Below are 17,671 nucleotides of genomic sequence, written 5' to 3' on the forward strand. Positions count from 1 at the left end.
CAGCCGGTCCGCCACTGCACAACTTCAGAGGAAGGCTGAGTGCCGTCGGCGCTGTTGAGGCGTTCGGCACGCAACAACCGATTTCGCCGCGCCATGGGTAACTTGCCGGGCACGTCCAAGATTCGGGCACCCGACCGACCGCAGGCACGGGTACACGACCCCGACGGCACTCAGCTGTCCGCCGACGTTTCGGGGAGGCGGACCGGGCCGCGCTGGCATCTAGTGCGCGGCCGAATCCCAGCTGCGGCCCACGCCCACCGATACCTCGAGCGGCACCGAGAGTTCAATGGCGTTGGACATGTGCTCGCGCGCAAGCGATTCCAATTGCTCGCGCTCGCCGGGAGCGACTTCGAAAACAAGTTCGTCGTGGATCTGCAACAGCATCCGGGACCGCAGTCCGGCCGTTCGGATCGCCTGCTGCGTATTGATCATGGCGACCTTGATGATGTCGGCCGCCGTGCCCTGGATCGGGGCATTGAGGGCCATCCGCTCGGCGGCCTCGCGGCGCTGCCGGTTGCTGGAATCCAGGTCCGGCAGATAGCGGCGGCGGCCGAAGAGGGTCTCGGTGTAGCCGATCTTGCGGGCCTGCTCGACGGCGTCGCGCAGGTAGTCGCGAATGGCGCCGAAGCGGTTGAAGTAGATGTCCATCTGGACCTTGGCCTCGTCGGCGCTGATCTTCAGCTGCTGGGACAGGCCGTAGGCGGACAGACCGTAGGCCAGGCCGTAGGACATGGCCTTGATGCGCCGGCGCAGCTCCGGCTCCACCTCGGAGATCGGGATGTCGAACGCCTTGGAGGCGACGAAATTGTGCAGGTCCTCACCGGAGTTGAAGGCCTCGATCAGGCCCTCGTCCTTGGAGAGGTGGGCCATGATCCGCATTTCGATCTGGCTGTAGTCGGCGGTCATGAGCGACTCGTAGGCAACAGAGCCCTCGGAGGCCGCTCCCGAGCCGACCACGAAGGTGTCACGAATGCGGCGGCCCATGTCCGTGCGGATCGGAATGTTCTGGAGATTGGGATCGGTCGAGGAGAGCCGGCCCGTGGCCGCCACCGTCTGATTGAAGGTGGTATGGATGCGGCCGTCGTCGGCGACCGACTTGAGCAGGCCGTCCACCGTCACCTTGAGGCGGGTGGCGTCGCGGTGCTCGAGCAGGTGTTCCAGGAACGGGTGCTGGTTCTTCTCGTACAGACCCTCCAGCGCGTCGGCGTCAGTGGTGTAGCCGGTCTTGGTGCGCTTGGTCTTCGGCATGTTGAGTTCGTCGAACAGCACCACCTGCAGCTGCTTGGGCGAGCCCAGGTTGATCTGTCTGCCGATCACGCCGTAGGCGGAATTGGCGGCATCCGCGACCCGGTCGGCGAATTCGCGCTGCAACTCCTCGAGCTGGGCCGAGTCGACGGCGATGCCCGCGGCCTCGAGGTCGGCGAGCACGCTCAGCAGCGGGAGCTCCATATCACGCAGCAGCGCGGTGGACTCGATGCGCTCGAGTTCCTCGTCGAAGGCATCGGCGAGGTCGGAAACCGCACGGGCGCGCAACATCTGGGCATTGGCGACCTCGGCGTCGACCTGCTCCTCGTCGTCGAGCAGCGACAGCTGAGTGTCGCCGCGATTGTCGACGCGCAGTTCCCGGCTCAGATAGCGCAGGGACAGGTCCTCGAGATGGAAGGTGCGCTGCCCCGGCAGGATCAGATAGGCGGCCAGGGCGGTGTCGCTGGTGAGCCCAGCCAGCTGCCAGCCGCGACCGCGCAGAGCGTGCATGGCGGTCTTGGCCTCGTGCAACGCCTTCGGGATCTCCGGATCGGCGAGCCAGGCTCCGAGCGCCTTCTCGTCCTCCGGGGTCAGGGTGTGCACGTCGATGTAGGCGCCCTCGCCGTCGGCGGCCGCCAGTGCGACGGCCTGGGTGTCGCCGTGGACGGGCGAGCCGTTTCCGACCACGGAAACACCGTGTCGCCCACCGGCTTCGGCGTGCTCGGCCAGCCAGGCCGCGACCGTGCCCGCGGCCAGCGCACTGCCGCTGATCTCGAAACCGGCCTCGGCCTCGGGCTCCACCGGGGCCAGGGTGTCGAAGAGCCGGTCGCGCAGTACCCGGAACTCCAGCTCGTCGAACAGGCGGTGGATCTGCTCGCGATCCCACGGCTGCATGGCCAGCTGCTCCGGCGTGTAGGGCAGCGGCACGTCCTTCACCATCTCGGTGAGCTGACGGTTGAGCACGACACTGGACAGATTGGCACGCAACGCGTCGCCGACCTTGCCCTTGACCTTGTCCACCTGGTCGACCAGCGTGGCCAGATCGCCGTACTCGCGCACCCACTTGGCGGCGGTCTTCTCCCCCACGCCCGGAATGCCGGGCAAGTTGTCGCTCGGGTCACCGCGCAGCGCCGCGAAGTCCGGGTACTGCCGCGGGGTGAGCCCGTACTTCTCCTCCACCGCCGCCGGGGTGAAGCGGGTCAGCTCGGATACGCCTTTCTTCGGGTAGAGCACGGTGACGTTGTCATCGACCAACTGCAGCGCATCGCGGTCGCCGGTCACGATCAGCACCCGGAAGCCCTCCGGCACGGCCTGCGCGGCGAGGGTGGCGATGATGTCGTCCGCCTCGTACCCCTCGATGGCCATGACCGGAATCCCCAGCGCTCCCAGCACTTCCTGGGTGGTCTCCACCTGCCCCTTGAACTCGTCGGGCGTGGTGATCCGATTCGCCTTGTACTCCGGAAACGCCTCGGTCCGGAACGTCTTGCGGCTCACATCGAACGCCGCCGCCACATGTGTGGGCTTCTCATCCCGCAACAGGTTGATCAGCATCGCGGTGAACCCGTACACCGCATTGGTGGTCTGCCCGCTGTGCGTCTTGAAGTTCTCCGCCGGCAGCGCGTAGAACGCGCGATAAGCCAGCGAATGCCCATCCAGCAACAGCAGGGTCGGCTGCTCCGCGGAAAGAGGTGCGACGGCGTTTGCCACAAGCGGAGCACCGGGACGCTGATCAGTAGAGGCAGGGGTCACCCGACAGAGTCTAGGTATCCCCTCCGACATCCGTGCGCACGGGCGCGTCGCGCCCGTCGCCGCAGGTCGCGCGGCGCGATGCGGAAATGATTTCGTCGTGGGCACTCCCGACTGGTAGCGTTACCGCTCGCCGAAGGGGCGTAGCTCAACTGGCAGAGCAGCGGTCTCCAAAACCGCAGGTTGCAGGTTCAAGTCCTGTCGCCCCTGCAAACGGCTTCGGGCCGGTCACCGCCAGGTGACCGGCCCGAATGCCTTTCCGGGGCGCGTGTTTCAGCCGACGCCGAGGTAGGCGGACTTGACGGCGGGATCGTGCAGAAGGGCTCGGCCACCACCGGTTTTGGTGACCTCGCCGGTCTCCAGGATGTAGGCGCGGTCGCTTCGGGTCAGGGCCTGCTGGGCGTTCTGCTCGACCAGCAGGACCGTGGTGCCCTGGGCGTTGATGTCGGCGATGATGCGGAAGATCTGCTGGATCACCATGGGCGCCAAGCCCATCGACGGCTCGTCCAGCAACAGCAGCTCAGGGCGGGCCATGAGGGCGCGGCCGATGGCGAGCATCTGCTGCTCCCCGCCGGAAAGGGTGCCGCCGACCTGACGGCGGCGTTCGAGCAGGCGCGGGAACAGTTCGTAGACCCAGTCCAGGGTGTGGTGGTAATCGGACTTGGCCTTGAACGGTCTTGCGTGGCAACCCATGTCCAGGTTCTCCTGGACCGTCATGCCGGGGAAGACACCGCGGCCCTCGGGCGCCTGGATGAGGCCGGCCACGACGCGTTCGTGAGCCTTCATGCGGGTGATGTCGCGGCCCTGGAACACGATGCGGCCGCGGGTGAGCGGTAGCAGGCCGGACAGAGCGCGCATGGTGGTGGTCTTGCCCGCGCCATTGGCACCCAGCAGGGTGACCAGCTCACCCTGCCCCACGGACAGCGAGATGCCGTGCAGGGCTTGGATTCTGCCGTAGTTGACCACCATGTCCTCGACGGTGAGCAGGGGCTGCTCGGACGAGGTTTCGGGTACGTCCGGCACCGGGATGGGCTTGATCGGGTCCGGAATCGGTTGTGTGCCAGGCTTGCCCGGGTCCACCTCCGCGCCGGCGTCCGTCGCGGCCGCGGCCTGCTCGGCGCCGCTGTCCGCGACCTCCGCCTCGTCGGGCACGCCCAGATACGCATTGATCACCGCCGGGTCCTGGCGGATCCGGTCCGGCAGCCCATCGGCGATCTTGCGGCCGAACTCGAGCACCACGATTCGGTCGGTCACGCCCATGACCAGCCGCATGTCGTGCTCGATGAGCAGCACGGTGTAGCCGTCGTCGCGGATCTTGCGAATCAGATCCATGAGCGCCGACTTCTCGCTCGGGTTGAACCCGGCGGCCGGTTCGTCCAGGCACAGCAGCTTCGGTTCGGTCGCCAGCGCGCGGGCGATCTCCAGCCGGCGCTGATCGCCGTAGGAGAGGTTGCGCGCCTTCTGCACCGCCTGCGGCGCGATCCCTACGAATTCCAGTAGCGCCATACTCCTTTCGATGGCGTCGCGTTCCTCGCGCCGATGCCGGGGGGTGCGGAAGATCGCGCCCGGTACCGATGTGCGGTGCCGAGCATCTGTGCCCACCACGACGTTCTCCAGCGCTGTCATTTCGCCGAAGAGCCGGATGTTCTGGAAGGTTCGGGCTATGCCCAGCCGCGTGATCTGATTGCGCTTGGTCTTGGTGAGCGGCTTGCCGTCGAAGTAAACGGTGCCACCGGAGGGTTGATACACACCGGAGATGGCGTTGAAGCAGGTCGTCTTGCCCGCACCATTCGGCCCGATGAGCCCAAGGATCTCGCCGCGGCGGATCTCGAAGCTCACATTGTCCAGCGCGGTGAGACCGCCGAACTTCACTGTCAGCCCGTCGGTGCGGAGCAGCGGAGCACCGACCGCGGTCTCGATATCCCGATGCGGCGCAACGGCTTCCGCGACCGCTGTGGGATCAGAGTAGACCGGAAGCACCTCGGTGACATCCAGTATTCCCGCATTGGCCGCCTCGGGCGGGGCGGCATATCCGGCCGCCATGTCCTCGTTGTCGAACAGCGCGCCACCCGGGCCCGTCATCGTCCCGCTCCCGTCGCCTGTTCGGCCACCACCGGCCGTCGCACCGCCCGATACACCTGTCGCCCGTAAGCGAGCAGCTTCTGCCGCGCTGGGAAAAGACCCTGTGGCCGGAAGATCATCACCACCACCAGCGCGAGACCGAAGAACAAATACTTGTAGTCCCCCAGCGACTGTCCGCCCACATTAACGGACATGAACCGGTTGGGCAGGTACACGACCAGGAACGCGCCAACGATCACGCCCAGTTTGTTGCCCTTTCCACCGAGTACCACCGCACACAGGAACAGCATCGAGTTGATGATGTTGAAGCCGCTCGGGTTCACGTATTGCACCTGGCCCGCGTACAGCGCGCCGGACAGACCACCGATGGCCGCGCCGATCATGAAGGCCCACAACTTGAACTTGAAGGTCGGCACCCCCATGATCTCGGCGGCGTCCTCGTCCTCCCGAATCGCGACCCATGACCGACCGACCCGACTGCGCTCGAGATTGCCTACCAGCATCAGCACAATGACGACCATGACCAAGCCGAGCCAGTACCACCAGGTGCCGGAGCCCGCGCGGTCCAGCGGGTTCGCGCTGTGCGGGTCGCCGATGTTGCCTGAGAAGTAGCCCACTGGATGCTTGTCGGATTCGCCGAGATGCGGGTATTCGACTTTGTGCAGGCCGAGGTTGCCGTTGGTGATTTCGGGGAGGTTCTGCGCCATAAGCCGGACGATCTCGCCGAATCCCAGGGTCACGATGGCCAGGTAGTCACCGCGCAGTCGCAGGGTGGGCGTGCCCAGGATGAGCCCGGCTACCGCCGTCATCCCGATCGCGATCGGCACGCAGGCCAGCCACGCCCATTTGGAGTCCAGGAAACCGCCGTTGGTCTGATTCCACGGACTGTCCGGGCTGGTGAGCAAGCCGACCGAATATGCGCCGACCGCGTAGAAGCCGATATACCCCAAGTCAAGCAGACCCGCTTGGCCGACAACCACATTCAGGCCGATCGCGGCCAGTGCGTACATGGCGACCTGCGCCATCACCGCGCCGAAATCGGTGCCGGGGGTGTCCAACAGCGGCAGCTTGAACAGGGGCAGCACCGCCAGCACGATGACCGCCGGAACGCCGACCGCCCACTGTGCCGGTCGGGCCAGCCCGCCCCACCAATTGCGGATGGCGTCACCGACGCCGCGACCGGTGGACGAATGTTCTGGTGTGGGAGCCGTTTTCGTGTGCATCATGCCCGCGCCCTTCCAAGGCTCTCACCGAGGATGCCGGTGGGCCGAACCATGAGCACCGCGACCAGCACCACGAACGCGACCACGTCGCGCCACTGGTCACCGAAGAGGACCTGGCCATAGTCCTCGGCCAGGCCCAGCATCAGCCCGCCCAGTAGCGCGCCACGCAGATTACCGATCCCGCCCAGCACCGCCGCACTGAAAGCCTTGATACCCAGGATGAATCCGCCGTTGTAGATGATGCCATTGGGGATCTTGACGGTGTACAGCAGCGCGGCCGCACCTGCCAAGACACCACCAATGAGGAAGGTCAGCATGATGACCCGCTCACGGGAGACGCCCATCAGTGTGGCGGTGTCCGGATCCTGCGCCACGGCTCGAATACTGCGGCCGAATTTCGTCTTGTTTATGAGCAATTCTGTGGTGAGCGCGAGCGCCACCGCCGCCAGCACGATCACCAGCGCGATATTGGTCACCGACGCGCCGAAGATCTTGAACTGCTCGGTGGGCGTCACCAGTTGGATCGGCTGCTGCGCATTGGTGCCTCCCAGCGTGTTGCCGGTCAGCTTGGGCAGCACATAGTGCACGAATTCCTGCAGCACGAATGACATTCCGATGGCCGTGATCAGGAAGATCAAGGGTTTCGCGCCACGTTTGCGCAGCGGCCGGTAGGCGACCCGCTCGAGTGCTACCGCCGCCGCACCGGAGACGAGCATGCCGAAGATCATGGCCGCTCCAAGATATAGGACGGTCAGCCCGACACCCTGGGAGTACGCATCACCGCTGGCAGCGAAACCAAAAATCATCAAGCCAACCATTTGACCGAACGTGCCCAGCATGAATACTTCCGAATGGGCAAAATTGATAAGGCGCAACACACCGTAAACCAGTGTGTAACCGACCGCGACCAGAGCGTAGATCGAACCGTAGGTCAAACCCTCCACCGTGAGCCGCCAGAACTGATCGACTACCGCGGAGACATTGAATTGGATGGACCCGCTCGCGAGCAGGGTCACACCAGCTATTGCGGGTGCAGACATTCGTTACTTTCGCCGTCCTAGGAAAACAGCGTGCGCCGAAAGGAAGTTCGGCACACGCTGTTCCGAATAACAGGGTGCGTTACTTGACCTGGTACATCCAGATCAGCGCGTTCGCCAATTCACCGGTCGAACCCCACTTATATTCGCGGGCCAGTCCCTGGCCGTCGTAGTTGCGCACGAAGTCGACCAGATCGGGACGGATGACCTTACCGGCCTCGATGCCCTTGAGCACGACGGTCGTCAGGTCGTAGCCCTCGGTCGAATAAGTGCCCGGCTCATAGTTATTAAATGCCTTGTAGGCAGCAGTGAACTTGTCCGAAGCCGGACCACACGGGCAGGACAACAAGGCGTCCTTGGACTTTCCACCGGCCTGCTTGGTGAATTCGACGTCCTTGGTGCCGTCATCGGAGATGAAGGTCGCGGTCACGCCACCGTCGCGCAGCTGGCTCACCAGCGGGGCGGCCTCGGCGTAGTAGCCCGCGTAGAAGATGCCGTCCGGCTTTGCCGACGCCATTTTGGACACCGTCGCGGAGAAGTCCTTCTGCTTCGCCTTGACATTGGCCGCGCAGCTCGGGTCGGCGATCGAGCCCAGGCCCTCGGTGACGGTCTTGGCCAGGCCGGTGCCGTAATCGGAGTCGTCGCCGATGACGCAGATCTTCTTGAACTTGCCGGTGCCCTTCAGGTATCCCGCCACGGCCGGACCCTGGATGCCGTCGTTGCCGAGGCCGCGGAAGAAGTTCTTCCAGCCATTGCCGGTGAGGGTGACGTTGGTGGCCGAGGGGGTCAGCGACAGCAGGTTGGCGTCGCTGAGGATCTGGCCGGTCGCCTTGGTCTCGCCGGAGAAGGTCGGGCCGATCAGGGCCACGATCGACGGATCACTGACGATGGTCGGGATGACCTGGGTGGCCTTCTGCGGGTCGCCCTCGGTGTCGAATTCCTTGACGGTGACCTGGCAGCCCGGATTTGCCTTGTTGTGCTGGTCCAGCGCCAGTTTCACGCCGCGGATGATGTTCAGGCCCAGGTTGGCGTTGTCACCGGTCAGCGGACCCGCCATCGCGATGGTCTGGGGCGCGCATTTGCCCTTGCCGTCGCCGGCCGGATCGGCAGCCGCGGTGGTGTCCTTGGCCGGAACTTCCTTGCCCTGACCATCCACCTGAACGAGGGGCTGAATGGTCAGATTCGACCCGCCCCCGCCCGAATTATCCGTTGATTTGCTGCTGCAACCCGCCGACGCCAGAGCGAGTACGACCGCCGCGCCGATGACCGCCGCTCGCGCCGTGCGACTACGCCGCAGGGAAGACGTGCGCGTCAATGAACCAAGCACGATTCACCTCATGTTCTGTGCTCCCCCGGGGTGACCGAGGAGGGCCGCCCCATCGATCGGCCCGTCCAGAACATAGCCCTGCCACGTTAGCTCCGCATCACATTCGAATCATCCATGTGACATCGCAACAAAAGCCGAACGCCCTGCTGTTACCGCACTGTTAATTTCTTCAGTGCATTCATGGCAACGCAGGGCGACGACGCGCAAATGCGCCTCACTTCGGCGCGAGGTTCTCCAACACCACTTCCGCGACCGCCTTCATGGTGGTGCGACGGTCCATAGCCGTGCGCTGAATCCACTTGAAGGCCTGCGGCTCCGACAGCCCCTGCGTCTGCATGAGCACACCCTTGGCGCGCTCGACCAGCTTGCGCGTCTCGAGCCGGTCGGTCAGATTCGCGACCTCGCTCTCGAGCGCCGTGATCTCATGGAATCGGGAGGCGGCCAATTCGATGGCCGGCACCAGATCCGACTTGGTGAACGGCTTCACCAGGTACGCCATAGCCCCCGCGTCCCGCGCCCGCTCCACCAGGTCACGCTGGCTGAAGGCGGTCAGGATGACCACCGGCGCAACGCGTTTCGACGCGATCTCGGCCGCCGCGTCGATACCGTCGCGGCGCGGCATCTTCACGTCCATGATCACCAGATCCGGCCGCAGCTCCTCGGCGAGATCCACGGCCTGCTGGCCGTCTCCCGCCTCACCCACCACCTGATAGCCCTCTTCGGAGAGCATCTCCACCAGGTCCATCCGGATGAGCGCCTCGTCCTCGGCAACCACCACCCGCTTGGGGGCGAACGCCGCGGCATCCTTCTTCGAACCGCCCCCTGCTGTCGTTCCCATAGATGAACCCCTGTCGCTTCCGAATACCGATACCCGATGACACCTCGTCTTGCGCCACCCTCGCAGGACCGGCGCGCATCGAGTCACCCCAAAGAGTACCGTCGCCCCGCCCCTACAACCCATGTACCCAGCGCAAACTGACCAGTATCACAACCCCACACGCCACAGACCCCCTCGATTAGTCTCTTCGCCCACTGACCCGCTATCATTTCCACCCGGTGCGCCGGGTTGGCGGAACTGGCAGACGCGACGGTCTCAAAAACCGTTGTCCGAAAGGACGTGTGGGTTCGAGTCCCACACTCGGCACCAAGGTAGAGGGCCATTTCGGTGATCACCGAAATGGCCCTTCTTCTATCCGGTACGCAGCCGGTACGCAGCAGCCTGCGCGCCCGCTTCCATCCCCTTGGCGACTGCATCCAGATCGTCCGGGAACAGGTGCCCGTACAGGTCAAGGGTCAGCGTCGCCGTTTTGTGCCCCAGCATCCGTTGTACGACTTTGATATTCGCCCCAGCGCTGATCGCCAACGAGGCGGCGGTGTGCCGAAGCCCGTGCGGCACAACACCACTCAGATCTACCTCCGCAGCCGCGTGATCGAATACCCAGCGGAACTCGGTTGAGGTGAGGAACCCACCCTTATGGCTGGGGAACACCAACGCGTCGGGTGCCCGACCTTCGAGGAGCGCGCCGAGTTCCTTCGCCAGGCTCGCGGGAACGGGCACGGTCCGAGTCGTGTGGTTCTTCGTATCGGTCTCCACGTACCCCCTGCCGGTAACGGGAGTTGCCGATCGGGCCACGGTGATCCGCTGGGCGTCGAGGTCAACCGCTCGCGTCCGGATCGCGATGGCCTCACCGAAACGGATCCCTGTGTAGGCGAGAGTCAACACCAGCGGACGGAACCTGCCGGCGGCCATCCCGAGTCGGAGCACCTCGAGATGCGTGAGGTACCGCCGCTCCGCCGTGGTCATGGAGGGCAGATCGATCTCATCGGCGGGGTTGGTCGCCAATCGCTTGGCCTTGATGGCGAATTTCAATATCTGGTTGAGCACTCGGTAGGACTGGATCACCCGTGATGCGGAGAGTCCGCGGCCTTCGAATCGGGCGCTGCCCGAATGCGAGAGGTCGACAACCCACTGCTGGATATCCTCGAACTCGATTTCCCGCAGCGGGACCTCTCCCCACCGGGGAATCACGGTGCTATCGAGAAGGGATCGATAACCGGCGACCGTCTTGGGCTTGCGGAGCTCCTTGGTCGCGAACCACTTTTCGGCGACGATGGAGAACAGGACTCCGCTGCGGTCGGGGTCCACCCAAGTCCCGGTGGCGACCTTCGTGGTGACGTCGCTGTCGACCTTTTCGATGCTTCGACATTCATGAAGGATGAAGACGTTCTCTATTGGATGTTAAAACAGCCAGACCTATACAACGACCTGCGAGAGAGGTACGAATACTTTCGACGGCTGGACCGGGCAGTAATTGGCCGTAAGATTCATGCACAGCCTGGAATAAGATGGGCGCTGGACCTCTTGCCAGATTCTCCATTGGAAGCCATCACCGTTATAAGATCCTACCTTCGAATCCATGATGAAATGCTGGCAGAGGGAAGAGCAGACGGGCTTGAAGACGCCATTGAAATAATCGATGCATACTACATAAACTCAGATTCCCGAGATAATCTCGAAGCACTCTTCTCTCTTAGCCCACGCGAATTTGAGATACTTATTTCTAATCTCTACAGAATGATGGGATACAAGGTGCTTCTTACCGCTCCTCAACGAGATGGAGGGAGGGACATCGTAGCGGAGAGATCGAAGCTCGGGGAAAAACAGCGGGTACTTATCGAGTGCAAACAATACAGCGGAACGGTAAAGGTTGATATAGCTCGCGCGCTACTAGGCGTCGTGGCAACCGAACGCGCAAACGGCGGCATTCTGGTTACTACAGGACGCTGTTCAAAGGGAGTGCGGGACCTAGCAAAAAGTGACGACAGGCTTGATTTCGTGGATGGCGATAAGCTCGGTCTGCTATTGAATCAGCATTTTGGCACCGAGTGGCGTCGGCGCTTAGTACGACTTTCCACTCACAATCCGAGGAGCAACCTGTCGGCGGATGAATTATCCGGAGGTCAATAGAATGGACGCAAGCTTAGCGGCAGTGCTCGGCGCCGTGGTCGGGGCGATCGGACCAAGCACAACCGCCGCGGTAAGCGGCGTACTTGGTCGCCGATCATCCCTCGTGCAAATGAAGGTGGACTACACCAAGATGGTGTATGACCACCGCCGTGAGGCGTACCAGCAGTTTGCAACTCGCGTTCAGTCGGTGCATGCCTTTCTCGGTAATGCGCAGGAGAACTTGGTCTTTGCAGGTGATCTGGAAGCTCCGGTACGAGACAACCAGATGGAGGGGGTCGGCAAGTGCTTTGCGGAGGCGGAAACGTCGACAGAGTCGGCCATCCTACAGAGCAAGACAATTCGAGAACTCTACGCCGACGTATCCATCCAATCCCCCGACCAATCTCTCACACTAGCCGCGAACGCCCTCGTCATCGCACTGGATGCCGAACTAGAACACACGAGGAGATGGCTGGTGTCTGAGCTGGAAATAGACGATTGGGCTGGGCAATCCGAATACAGAAAGCGGGCACTTGAAGCCCACAGGCTGGTTAGCGAACGCTTTTTGGACTTCTCGCGGGCTGCGTCAAATATACTCGGTTCCGACGGCACCGAAATTGCATCAGACCGACGTCGACTGCGATTTTGGAGACGATGAGCAAGACCATATGAGCGATCCCCGACGACGAGCCCAGGACTGCTATTTCGGGGGATATGTCGCTGCGACGGATGACTCATGAGCGGAGAACTTTTCATCCCACTCGCGCTGATAGAAGTCGTGCGGAATGAGGGCGAATTTCGCTTCGTCGAAAGTTTCCATATTATGGTCGATCACGTACATATCGGGCTTACCGCTGGAATCGAAGAATTTGCGTGGCTCTCCGGTACGTTCATTGCGGTAGTTGTTGAATTTTTCAAAGATTCTCGGATCTATCTTAGAATAGTCAACAACAATCTGCGCCTGGTCAACATAGGGATCATACTTGGTCGGGGTGGAGGTTTGGACCGTCGTATTGTTCGCTCCGTGGGATGATTCCCCTGTGGAGCAGGCGGCAGTCGAGAGTAATGCCCCGAGCGCCACCGCAAGTATCAATGTTGCTTTGGCGGCGGTCCGTATCATTTCGGTCCATCCTCCTGGGGGATAATGTCCGGGTTTGCCCGTCCAGCACTTTGCTGAGTGTGGTAATTGTCGAACACCGTTTGACCGATGATGGTCTTCTTTGCGTCTTCGAAAGCTGCCTGATTGTGCTCGATGACATCCATGTTTGGTCGGCCCTGAGAGTCGAAGAACTGGTAGCTGCGGCCGTTGTATTGGTGGTTGTTGAACTGGTCGAAGGTGTCGTGGTGGACTGAGTTGTAGCCGTTGATGATGTTGGCGTCCTGCAGGAAGGTGTTATTGGCGTCGATGCGGGATGTCGGTCCGAGATCTCTATCCCAGTGAGTTGTGGTGTGGTCGATGCCGTAGGTGTCCGGTGAGGGTATCTGGGCTTTGATTACTGGGTCGAGGATCCATGCCGCGGTGGAGACGACGCCACCTGCGGGTCCCTCGATACCTGCACCGTTAACGATTCCAGTGACGATGTCGGCGATCTCGGCCTTCTGGTTGTACGCCGAAGTGTCGTGGTCGAGAGTGTTCTGGTGGTCCATCTTGATCAGAGCCGACAGCTCATCACTGAGGCCGTTCTTCATGGCTCCCGTGAGTTGTCCTTGCTCGTAGGCCCCATGGGGGTCGTGTCCCGTTCCGTAGGCGAAGTCGAGTTGTCCGGCCAGGTGAGCTGCGGCGTTGTTGAATTCCTTGGCGGCGTCCGGATTGGAGTCGATGACCTTGAAGAGGTTCGATAGGTCACCTGGCGTGTGATTGAGCTGCGTGCCGTCAACGGCGACGCTGTTATCACTGCTACCGGCTGAATCAAGGTTGCCGCAGTAATGGTTGACCTTCAGGTCGGGGTCACTGACTCCAGCAAGGTTGGGGAGGTACGGCTCAAGAGATTTGGCCACAACCTGACTTAGGCCCGGGTTGAGTTCGCCGAAGGAGACGTGGCCGGATGCGCCAGGCACATCGTGGGACAGTGTGGCCTCGTTGTGAGCGATGATCGTGGCCAGCGATTGGGCCGATTCTCCTGCACGCTGCTGCTGGAATTGATTGGCCGCCCCGGCATCGTCTCCGATGTACTTGAACATGTTTTCCGCGCCGTGCTGGTCGGGCGACCATTGGTGTTGGAGGATGTCGAGCACGTGGCTATTGGCGTCGTAGTGGCCGCCGGGGGTACAGGTGACGTCCATGACACCGTGGGGATTAGTGAGTGCATCGTGAACGGCGGTGTGGTCGCCCGATGCGTCCTGAAGGAAAGTATTCGCGATGTTGCCGGTCTGGCTCTTGATCAGGTCGGCGCTCGGGTTCAGGGTGGCGATCTCGGCGCCCTGTTTGATCATGGCGCGGTTGATGTCGCTGCCCTGAATCGACAAGTCGCCCTTGCTCATCAGCTGGCCCAGCGCCAGCATGTTGTCCGTGTCGTGCAGCGCGTCGTAGTTCGGCTGGTCCTTCCCACCGTAAGGAGACGGGTTCACCGCGGTACCGGTGAGCACAGACGGGTTCTCCGTGAGAATCTTCTGAACGTTTGTGGGCAGCTGCGACAGCCCGCCGGTGCTCTTGCCGTCGTCACTGTGCACCTGGGGATTGGACACAATGCGGAAATCATTGGCGATGGCCGCTTGCACCTGATCAGACCCGTTGCCCTTGAGCTTGCTACCCAGCTGGCTGATGTCAGTGCTGGACATATCGCTCATGCCCTGGGTGAAGGCTTGCAGATACGGGTATTGGGCAAGGTCAACGTTGTTGCCGTTGTTCAGTTCCTGCTTGTCGTAATCGGACAGCGTGGTGGCCATGCGGATTCGTGCAAGGGTGGCGTCGTCGGCGGTGCCGTCCTTGACGGCCTGGAGATCCTTCTTCGCCTGATCGGCGGTGAGTTGGTCGAGCTGATCGGTGCTCGGTTGCTGGATCTGGGTGGTGGTCAGGTTGGCGAAGGCATTGTTGACCGCGGTCATCGCATTGTCGTCGGCGGTGCCGCAATCGACCAGCGCGGCTTGGATTGCCTTCTGGTACTCCTCCGCCTGCGACACGATCCCCGCTTTCGGGGCTTGCGCATTATCCGCACCGGCGAGTTGGAGCATCATGCGCATGTAGTCGTTGGGCTTCACCTCGCCGGTGTCGTAGTTGACGATGTAGCCCTTGCCTTCGGCGGCAGTGACCTGGTTCAGCAGTGCGGTCTTGGCGGCGTCGATAGCGGTGGCGCCACTGCGCGCGGCGGTGGCCCCGTTCTCCAGGGCGGTCTTGACTGTCTTTGCGTCGCCGTGGATTTCGTCGTGCCGGTCGCGCATCGAGTCACCGGCATCACCAATCCAGTAGTGATGGGAGCCGTCGACCGAGCGTGCCGCCGCGTCAAGGGTGTCACCGAGAGTCTTCGCCTTCTGCTCCCACTCACCGGCCTGGGTATTCAGCACGCCCGGATCCCACGCCTTCACCTGCGCGATGGTCGGCGTACCCATCAGATCGAGTCCTCCAGGTTGGTGAACTTGTCGACCGAGACATCCTCGTTGGCGTCGTAGGCGCCGGCGCCATTGTGGGCATGGATGTGCAGTGCGTCGTAGTGGCCGGAGACGGCGGTGAACGCCCCGCCGACCGCGGTCGCCACCGCCGCGCAGGCCCCGCCGACCGCCGTGTCACCCAGGCCGGTGGTGATCTGGTCGGCCGAATCGTGGTCGGTCATTCCTCCGAGCGTGGTCGAGGCATCCTTGAACCCGGAAGCCAAGGCGCGCACGCGTTCCGGATCCACATCCAGCCGTCCACCCATGACCGAGACCCCCTCTTGTCACCGACGCTGAACAGTCGGTGTGAGTGATGATACAAACTTAGTTGCGCGTACTTTATAACGCCATTCAGAGATGCTGCGCCCTCTCCACGAGGTCGGCAGCCAGGACCAGCGAGTAGGGGAACTCTCACCATGGCTGATCACGTTCCTGCGCGTCACCGCTCAGTGCTGGATGCGGTCGCCGAGGACACCGAACGTCTGCAGGAAGCGATCCGGACCCGTACCGTCACCGCGACCTCCACCGATGGCCGGATCACCGTGGCAGTCAGCGCTGATGGCACTGTCCACGACTGGCGCATCACCGGCGCCGACGATCACACCACCCGACTTGTGGCAAGTCTGCTGGAGTTGATCGGGCAAGCGCAGGGCACCGCGCAGAAGTCCATCCGAATCGAACTCGACGCGATCGACGATCGAGAGGAAGTCCGAGCCGCTACCGATGCCGTCCGCGATGCCCTCGCTCGAGCCGTCCCGCCAACGACGTCCGCTCAGTGCGACGACACCTGGGATTACGACTACGAATCCCGCGGCAAGTCCCGTATCGCCGCCGACTGACACCAGCACTGTGCACGAACGCCCCGCGCGCCGGGCGGTGGCCGGTGCTCAGTTGTAGCGATCGCTGCGTTTCGTCGATCGAGTTAGGTTTCGGTTGTGATTGGGGTACGGAAGATCGGCCTTGTGCTTGGCGTGATCGCGTTTCTGGCATCCGCTGGATGTGGCACGCACGACGCTGGGCCGCCGTGGTACTCGCCGAACGGTGGCCGGGGAACCGAGCAGACGCATGTGTTCATCCAAGGCGGGACCGCCCACCCGTCCAAAGTGACGCTGCGCGTGAGCTATCGGTGTCCTTCTTCGACACCTGAGGGTGGAGTACTGGCCGTTGAGATCGGAGACAATGGTTCGAAAGGCCTGGTCCACAGAGCCCCAGTCCCGGTCACTTGCGACGGGAATGAGCAGGGCGTTGACGTCGACTTCGACGAGAGTCTCCCCGCCGGTGAGACTCGAGTTCTCGGCATTGTCGCCATGTGGCTCCCGACTTCTGCGCCCAACCCCGCCGGTGGCGCGGTTTCCCCCGCTGGCGCATTGAGTTCGGTGCGGACACAGGATGTCGCCAACGACATGAACAACAAGGTCGAGTTGGCTTCGGCGGCGTGAATCGACACGCTGGGTAGGCTGCGACGCCATGCGCCGAGTAGTTGTGGACGCCAACGCGATGGACCCGATCGTTGACTTGCCAGGTGCTTACGAGGTGATACGCAATTCGGTCGACCAAGGGCGACTGGAGGTGCTATTCACGCACGTCACCATCGACGAGCTTGCCGCGACCCCCGACGAGGAACGTCGGCGACTGCTCCTCTTGTTAGTCGTCGAATTGGGGCATCTCATCCCGACGGGCGCGTCCGTCTTGGGCTTCTCTCGCGTGAACTTCGCTCGTCTCACATCTGATGCGGAGGCTCTCGAGGCATTCCGATCCGGCAACATTGACCACACGCGCGACGCTCTAGTCGCTGCCACCGCTCAGTTCGAGCAGTGCGCCCTTGTTACCTCTGACAAGCGGCTCAGAAATCGTGCTCGCGCCCGCGGAATCGAGGTGATCACACCGGACAAGCTGCTCACGGAACTGGGCTTCGACACCGAAGGCGCATAACCTAACCAGCTCCTTGTCGGCGGGCCCCACCGGGTACACGCCGAGCCAACCCGCCTATCAGCAATCGCCCTTCTGGCTCGACGAGCTCAGCAAACTCCTACGGTCAGGGCAGAATATCCGGCAGGGAAACGAACTTCACTCGAGCCTTCTGGACAACGAGAACGCCGGTATCGTCACGGTGCTTCCCCAACGCCTCGATCAACTCCTGAACCAGCATCGTGGCGGCCCGGTTGGACGGAATATCGGGTGCCACGACCTCGTCGGAGGTTCGATCGCCATTCGGGAAACGTACGTAGACAAAGATCCGCCGCGGTGCGGACGGTGGAAGGTCGGATGCGCTGAGGTCTTTCGTTTCGAAGCCGACAACTTGATCGGCCCGCAGCCACCAAATTGACAAGCCGTATCCAACCTGCACCCACAATGAGCCGATCATCTCGCCTCCCGCCTCGGCCAGAACCGTTCGGCCACACTGTATCCCGCCCTACACCACCAGGGACGAGATCAATAGCCTTGCCTGCCACGGTTATTGGCGCCATTCGCGCAATAC

15 protein-coding genes, 2 tRNA genes and 2 pseudogenes are annotated in these 17,671 nt (G+C 62.6%); 6 read left to right on the forward strand and 13 right to left on the reverse strand.

The features are described from left to right. Nucleotides 1-219: 219 nt before the first annotated feature. On the reverse strand, nucleotides 220-2,994 hold the full coding sequence (polA, locus tag GLP40_RS14025) for a DNA polymerase I (protein WP_407671588.1): 2,775 nt from the start codon (nucleotides 2,992-2,994) through the stop codon (nucleotides 220-222). Between the two features lie 134 nt (nucleotides 2,995-3,128). Here polA and GLP40_RS14030 point away from each other — a divergent pair. Beyond that, a tRNA-Trp gene (locus tag GLP40_RS14030) sits at nucleotides 3,129-3,201 on the forward strand. A gap of 63 nt (nucleotides 3,202-3,264) precedes the next feature. Here GLP40_RS14030 and GLP40_RS33815 read toward each other — a convergent pair. The 6 genes and pseudogenes from GLP40_RS33815 to GLP40_RS14055 form a co-directional block, all read right to left on the reverse strand. Beyond that, nucleotides 3,265-3,960, reverse strand: coding sequence for an ABC transporter ATP-binding protein (locus tag GLP40_RS33815; protein WP_230329592.1), 696 nt, complete (start codon nucleotides 3,958-3,960; stop codon nucleotides 3,265-3,267). Between the two features lie 171 nt (nucleotides 3,961-4,131). Further along, a pseudogene (locus tag GLP40_RS33820) lies at nucleotides 4,132-5,073 on the reverse strand (ABC transporter ATP-binding protein); the annotation flags it as partial. Then, nucleotides 5,070-6,299 carry a branched-chain amino acid ABC transporter permease gene (locus GLP40_RS14040; RefSeq protein WP_154788355.1) on the reverse strand — a complete coding sequence of 410 codons (1,230 nt, stop codon included), beginning with the start codon at nucleotides 6,297-6,299 and terminating at the stop codon, nucleotides 5,070-5,072. The pseudogene GLP40_RS33820 and the gene GLP40_RS14040, both read right to left, overlap by 4 nt. Continuing rightward, complete coding sequence (locus GLP40_RS14045) at nucleotides 6,296-7,336, reverse strand: branched-chain amino acid ABC transporter permease (protein ID WP_154788356.1); 1,041 nt, start codon at nucleotides 7,334-7,336, stop codon at nucleotides 6,296-6,298. The genes GLP40_RS14040 and GLP40_RS14045 overlap by 4 nt, the downstream gene beginning before the upstream one ends. Nucleotides 7,337-7,415: 79 nt before the next feature. Beyond that, nucleotides 7,416-8,630, reverse strand: a complete 1,215-nt coding sequence (locus GLP40_RS14050; RefSeq protein WP_407671598.1) for a branched-chain amino acid ABC transporter substrate-binding protein — start codon at nucleotides 8,628-8,630, stop codon at nucleotides 7,416-7,418. Between the two features lie 244 nt (nucleotides 8,631-8,874). Next, nucleotides 8,875-9,498, reverse strand: coding sequence for an ANTAR domain-containing response regulator (locus tag GLP40_RS14055; protein ID WP_154788357.1), 624 nt, complete (start codon nucleotides 9,496-9,498; stop codon nucleotides 8,875-8,877). Nucleotides 9,499-9,720: 222 nt separating this feature from the next. Here GLP40_RS14055 and GLP40_RS14060 point away from each other — a divergent pair. Then, nucleotides 9,721-9,807, forward strand: a tRNA-Leu gene (locus GLP40_RS14060). A 42-nt stretch (nucleotides 9,808-9,849) separates the two neighbouring features. On the opposite strand, the gene GLP40_RS14065 is transcribed toward GLP40_RS14060, so the two are convergent. Both GLP40_RS14065 and GLP40_RS33825 read right to left on the reverse strand, forming a co-directional pair. After that, entirely contained in the window at nucleotides 9,850-10,503 is a 654-nt protein-coding gene (locus GLP40_RS14065) for a tyrosine-type recombinase/integrase (protein WP_230329593.1), read from the reverse strand. A gap of 171 nt (nucleotides 10,504-10,674) precedes the next feature. Then, nucleotides 10,675-10,806 (reverse strand): annotated as a pseudogene (locus GLP40_RS33825) (site-specific integrase); the annotation flags it as partial. Between the two features lie 279 nt (nucleotides 10,807-11,085). On the opposite strand from GLP40_RS33825, the gene GLP40_RS33830 reads away from it, so the two are divergent. Both GLP40_RS33830 and GLP40_RS14075 read left to right on the forward strand, forming a co-directional pair. Next, entirely contained in the window at nucleotides 11,086-11,628 is a 543-nt protein-coding gene (locus GLP40_RS33830) for a restriction endonuclease (RefSeq protein ID WP_268867125.1), read from the forward strand. Nucleotide 11,629: 1 nt separating this feature from the next. Then, the gene (locus GLP40_RS14075; protein WP_154788359.1) at nucleotides 11,630-12,265 is read left to right on the forward strand and encodes a hypothetical protein; all 636 of its coding nucleotides are present in this window, start codon (nucleotides 11,630-11,632) and stop codon (nucleotides 12,263-12,265) included. Between the two features lie 42 nt (nucleotides 12,266-12,307). Here the strand turns inward: GLP40_RS14075 and GLP40_RS14080 are convergent, their stop codons facing one another. From GLP40_RS14080 to GLP40_RS14090, 3 genes are read right to left on the reverse strand one after another with little or no spacing between them, the layout of a single operon-like run. Then, nucleotides 12,308-12,727, reverse strand: coding sequence for a hypothetical protein (locus tag GLP40_RS14080; protein ID WP_154788360.1), 420 nt, complete (start codon nucleotides 12,725-12,727; stop codon nucleotides 12,308-12,310). Next, nucleotides 12,724-15,153: a WXG100 family type VII secretion target gene (locus GLP40_RS14085; RefSeq protein WP_154788361.1), complete on the reverse strand. Its 2,430-nt coding sequence runs from the start codon at nucleotides 15,151-15,153 to the stop codon at nucleotides 12,724-12,726. The genes GLP40_RS14080 and GLP40_RS14085 overlap by 4 nt, the downstream gene beginning before the upstream one ends. Then, on the reverse strand, nucleotides 15,153-15,458 hold the full coding sequence (locus GLP40_RS14090) for a type VII secretion target (RefSeq protein WP_154788362.1): 306 nt from the start codon (nucleotides 15,456-15,458) through the stop codon (nucleotides 15,153-15,155). Before GLP40_RS14090 ends, GLP40_RS14085 begins: the two co-directional genes overlap by 1 nt. Before the next feature lie 150 nt (nucleotides 15,459-15,608). On the opposite strand from GLP40_RS14090, the gene GLP40_RS14095 reads away from it, so the two are divergent. Both GLP40_RS14095 and GLP40_RS33255 read left to right on the forward strand, forming a co-directional pair. Continuing rightward, nucleotides 15,609-16,031: a YbaB/EbfC family nucleoid-associated protein gene (locus GLP40_RS14095; protein ID WP_154788363.1), complete on the forward strand. Its 423-nt coding sequence runs from the start codon at nucleotides 15,609-15,611 to the stop codon at nucleotides 16,029-16,031. Nucleotides 16,032-16,659: 628 nt separating this feature from the next. Next, nucleotides 16,660-17,124 (forward strand): PIN domain-containing protein, encoded by a 465-nt coding sequence (locus tag GLP40_RS33255; RefSeq protein ID WP_196054660.1) that lies wholly within the window; start codon nucleotides 16,660-16,662, stop codon nucleotides 17,122-17,124. Nucleotides 17,125-17,227: 103 nt separating this feature from the next. Here the strand turns inward: GLP40_RS33255 and GLP40_RS14105 are convergent, their stop codons facing one another. Continuing rightward, nucleotides 17,228-17,557, reverse strand: coding sequence for a hypothetical protein (locus GLP40_RS14105; protein WP_154788364.1), 330 nt, complete (start codon nucleotides 17,555-17,557; stop codon nucleotides 17,228-17,230). Nucleotides 17,558-17,671: the final 114 nt, after the last annotated feature.

It is taken from the genome of Nocardia aurantiaca, assembly GCF_009708175.1.
Taxonomy (GTDB): Bacteria; Actinomycetota; Actinomycetes; order Mycobacteriales; family Mycobacteriaceae; genus Nocardia; species Nocardia aurantiaca.